A 3,761-nucleotide genomic window follows, 5' to 3' on the forward strand; every position below is an offset into this window, starting at 1 on the left:
CAAGTCATTCGTCCTGATTCATCGTGATTGAACGAGGCGCATCTGCACCTCCGGAATGACAGCCCGTCATTCCACCCTGTTCACCCTCTGATCAGGGCATTCGGGCCTCGGGTTTTACACCACGCAAAGGGACGCGGCCTGATCCTCCGTTTTAATCAGTAGCCGAAGATGGATGTGTTGGGCAACACTTAAGCTCCGAACAACTCCCTGGCCAACCCCAGCATGGCCACTGATTTGATACGAACTGACCCCTGTCTGATCTTTGGGGCTGCAGTTGCCCTGCCCAGAGCACTGGGCAGGTTGAAGGAGATGGAGAATAGGGGACTCGAACCCCTGACCTCTGCGGTGCGATCGCAGCGCTCTACCAGCTGAGCTAATTCCCCTCAGGGATATCCCTGAGGGGAATTTATCACTGCTGATTCGCTGTTGATCCGCCCGGGCTTGCACCGCCACAGCCCACGGGCGGGGGCGATGCGCTGGAATTGAAGGGTGCTTCGCGCCCCTGGTCCCGTGTCCGCAACTCCGATCACGCCTGAGCGGCTGGCCGCCTTCGATGAGGCGGCCATCGCCGAGCTGGCCCAGCGCCTCGATGAAGACGACTACCCCACCCCCTTCGCCGGTCTGCAGGACTGGCACCTGATGCGGGCCCTGGCGATCCACCGCCCGGAACTGGCACGCCCTTACGTGCATCTGGTGGATCAGGAACCCTTCGATGAGGAGTGAGCCCCCAGGCCCACCTCCCTCCTTGGGCGGGGCTGATCACGATCCACTCGCCGGCTGCCGGATCCTGGTGGCCATCAGCGGCAGCATCGCCGCCGTCAAGTTGCCGGCCCTGGTGAGTGCTCTGGCCCAGCGCGGTGCCCAGGTCCGCTGCGTGCTCAGCCCCAGTGCCGCCCGGCTGGTGAGCCCGGTGGCCCTCGCCAGCCTCAGCCGGGCCCCCTGCCACCTCGAGGAGGATCAGTGGAGCCACCGGGCGCCCCGTCCCCTGCATGTGGAGCTGGCTGAATGGGCTGAGCTGGTGCTGCTGGCTCCCCTGAGTGCCACCAGCCTGGCCCGCTGGGTGCACGGCTCCGGCGACACCCTGCTTGCCAGCACCCTGCTGGCCACGGAGGCCCCGGTGCTGGCGGCCGCCGCCATGAACACGGCGATGTGGAGTTCACCGGGGGTGCGGCGCAACTGGCAGGAGCTGCAGGGCTTCGAGCGGGTGCTGCCCCTGGGGCCGGCCGCCGGCCAGCTGGCCTGCGACCGGCAGGGCGCCGGCCGGATGGCCGAGCCGCAGCAGCTGCTGCTGGGACTGGAAACCCTGCGGCTGCATGGCTCTCGGCGCGACTGGCAGGGGCAACGGCTCCTGGTCAGCGCCGGGCCCACCCGCGAATGGCTCGATCCCGCCCGCTGCCTCACCAACCCCAGCAGTGGCCTGATGGGGGTGCTGCTGGCCCAGGCCGCCCGGCTGCGCGGGGCTGAGGTCGACCTGGTGCACGGCCCCCTCAACCTCGATCCGCTGCTGCTGGAAGGTCTGCGCACGCACCCCGTCGAGAGCGGGGCACAGATGGATCAGGCGCTCGAGCGCCTGCAACCGTGGGTCGATGTGGTGGCCATGGCCGCTGCCGTGGCCGATCACGGCCGGGCCACACCCGAGACCCAGAAGCTCAGCAAGCAGGATCTGCTCTCCACCCTCAGCGGCGGCTGGCAACAGGTGCCGGATCTGCTCGCTCAGCTGGTGGCTCGCCGCCCCGAGGGTCAACGCATCCTGGGGTTCGCGGCCCACTCGGGTGATGTGCTCCCCCAGGCCCGCGCCAAGCTCCAGCGCAAGGGCTGTGACCTGCTGTTCGCCAATCCGATCGACAGGCCCCGGGCCGGTTTCGGGGTGGCCACCAACGAAGGCTGGTTGCTGGGCCCAGGTGAGCAAGTGCAGCGGATCCAGCCCGCCGGCAAGTTCGCCGTGGCCCATCAGCTGCTCAGCGCCCTCGGAGCCCTGCCGGGTCCGCTCAGGCCGCCAGAGGAGGCTCTTGCTCAGGGACTGGCCGGTCGTTGCGCTGCAGCAGATCCATGAAGGTGCGCAGCTGCAGGCGGGGGATGTAGGGCCAGCCGCCGCTGCGTTCCATATCCTTGAGCAGGGCGAAAAGCTGCTGGCGGTCTTCCGGGAGGCTGCGCCGGAACTGGCCCTCCTGGATCGAGCGGTGCAGGGTTTCAAGTTCCCGCAGCAGGGTCAGCAGCTCCTCGGGGTTGCCTTCCAGTCGTGCGGCGAGCTGATGGGCCTCCTGGATCAGTGCTTCCAGGTGCGGCTGGTCCAGGTGCTGCTGGGGATCCTGGCCCTCGGCAGGAGCGTTTGGACCTGTGGTCATGGCTGCAATCCGGCGTCCCGTCCTACGGGTTGTTGAGAGCCGCAACATGCTATCGGGACCCGGGTTTTTCATCTGTAGGATCGCCGCTGGCGCACCCATCTCCAAGGTTTCACCCTGCTCGTGCGGCTTCTCCCAATGCGTTTTCGACCCCTGCTGGCCCTTGTGCTGGCGCTCTGCCTGACGCTGGTCACAGCGTGCGGTGGCGGTGCCTCAGCCGTTGAACGGGCCAATGTCACCTACGACGACATCGTCAACACCGGCAAGGCCAACGACTGCCCGACCCTTCCGGACTCGGCCCGTGGATCCATCCCCCTGGATCCTTCAAGCCGCTACCAGCTGCGTGAAATCTGCCTCCACCCCAGCGAAGTGTTCGTGAAGGGTGAGCCGGCCAACAAGCGCCAGGAGGCCCAGTTCGTGGCCGGCAAGATCCTCACCCGCTACACCTCCAGCCTTGATCAGGTCTACGGCGATCTCAGCATCGACGGCGACACGCTCACCTTCAAGGAGCTCGGCGGCATCGACTTCCAGCCGATCACCGTTCTGATGCCCGGCGGGGAGGAGGTGCCCTTCACCTTCTCCAGCAAGGAGTTGCTCGCCACCGCCGGTGGGGCCGCCGCCATCAGCACCAGCACGGATTTCGAGGGCGTCTACCGCACCCCCAGCTACCGCACCAGCAACTTCCTCGATCCCAAGGGTCGTGGACTGACCACCGGTTACAGCAGTGCTGTCGGCCTGGTGCCTGCCGGTGACGACGAGGACCTCACCAGGGAAAACGTCAAGCAGTACATCGAGGGCAAAGGCACGATGAGCTTCTCGATCACCAAGGTGGACAACGCCACCGGTGAGTTCGCGGGTGTGTTCACAGCGGTCCAGCCCTCCGACACCGACATGGGCGGAAAGACTGCCGTTGACGTGAAGGTCACCGGCCAGCTCTACGGCCGCCTCGAGCAGGTCTGAACCAGAGATCAGAGGCCCCTGCGTGGCTGGCCTTCGATTCCTTCAGCCGTGATCGCCGGCGCATCATCCGGGCCCCATTGGGGCCCTTTTTCATCGAGTCACGATGGTGTGGAACAATCGCGCCACCTGCCGAAGGCCTCCATGACCACCGCCTCTGCCACCGGACGCTCCAGCACAGGCCTGATCCCGCCCCACGGCGGAACGCTGGTGGACCTGATGGTTTCCGAGGCCGAGCGCCAGGCGGTGACGGCAGGTGTGGATCGGGTGCTGGAGTGCAGCCACCGCAACGCCTGCGATGTGGAGCTGTTGGTGGTGGGCGGCTTCTCGCCGCTGCTGGGCTTCATGCACCAGGAGGATTACGACGCCGTGGTGGCGGGATACCGCACCACCTCAGGGCTGCTGTTCGGGCTGCCGATCGTGTTCGACACCGACCAGGAGGACGTGGCGGTGGGGCAGAGG

At 66.7% G+C, this 3,761-nt stretch carries 4 protein-coding genes, 1 tRNA gene and 1 pseudogene; 4 read left to right on the plus strand and 2 right to left on the minus strand.

The window, feature by feature from the left end; genetic code table 11:
• Positions 1–310 precede the first annotated feature (310 nt).
• Positions 311–383, minus strand: a tRNA-Ala gene (locus tag KQ297_RS11510).
• Positions 384–510: 127 nt separating this feature from the next.
• Here KQ297_RS11510 and KQ297_RS11515 point away from each other — a divergent pair.
• Both KQ297_RS11515 and coaBC read left to right on the plus strand, forming a co-directional pair.
• A complete protein-coding gene (locus KQ297_RS11515) occupies positions 511–723 on the plus strand; it encodes a DUF2555 domain-containing protein (protein WP_259739542.1) in 213 nt (70 codons plus the stop codon).
• Positions 713–2,053 carry a bifunctional phosphopantothenoylcysteine decarboxylase/phosphopantothenate--cysteine ligase CoaBC gene (gene coaBC, locus KQ297_RS11520; protein ID WP_259739543.1) on the plus strand — a complete coding sequence of 447 codons (1,341 nt, stop codon included), beginning with the start codon at positions 713–715 and terminating at the stop codon, positions 2,051–2,053. Before KQ297_RS11515 ends, coaBC begins: the two co-directional genes overlap by 11 nt.
• On the opposite strand, the gene KQ297_RS11525 is transcribed toward coaBC, so the two are convergent.
• On the minus strand, positions 1,989–2,345 hold the full coding sequence (locus KQ297_RS11525; protein WP_259739544.1) for a hypothetical protein: 357 nt from the start codon (positions 2,343–2,345) through the stop codon (positions 1,989–1,991). The genes coaBC and KQ297_RS11525 overlap by 65 nt on opposite strands.
• Positions 2,346–2,480: 135 nt before the next feature.
• On the opposite strand from KQ297_RS11525, the gene psbO reads away from it, so the two are divergent.
• Both psbO and KQ297_RS11535 read left to right on the plus strand, forming a co-directional pair.
• The gene (gene psbO / locus KQ297_RS11530; protein WP_185466623.1) at positions 2,481–3,302 is read left to right on the plus strand and encodes a photosystem II manganese-stabilizing polypeptide; all 822 of its coding nucleotides are present in this window, start codon (positions 2,481–2,483) and stop codon (positions 3,300–3,302) included.
• Between the two features lie 141 nt (positions 3,303–3,443).
• A pseudogene (locus KQ297_RS11535) lies at positions 3,444–3,761 on the plus strand (sulfate adenylyltransferase); the annotation flags it as partial.

Source organism: Synechococcus sp. CS-205, assembly GCF_025128255.1.
Taxonomy (GTDB): domain Bacteria; phylum Cyanobacteriota; class Cyanobacteriia; order PCC-6307; family Cyanobiaceae; genus Regnicoccus_A.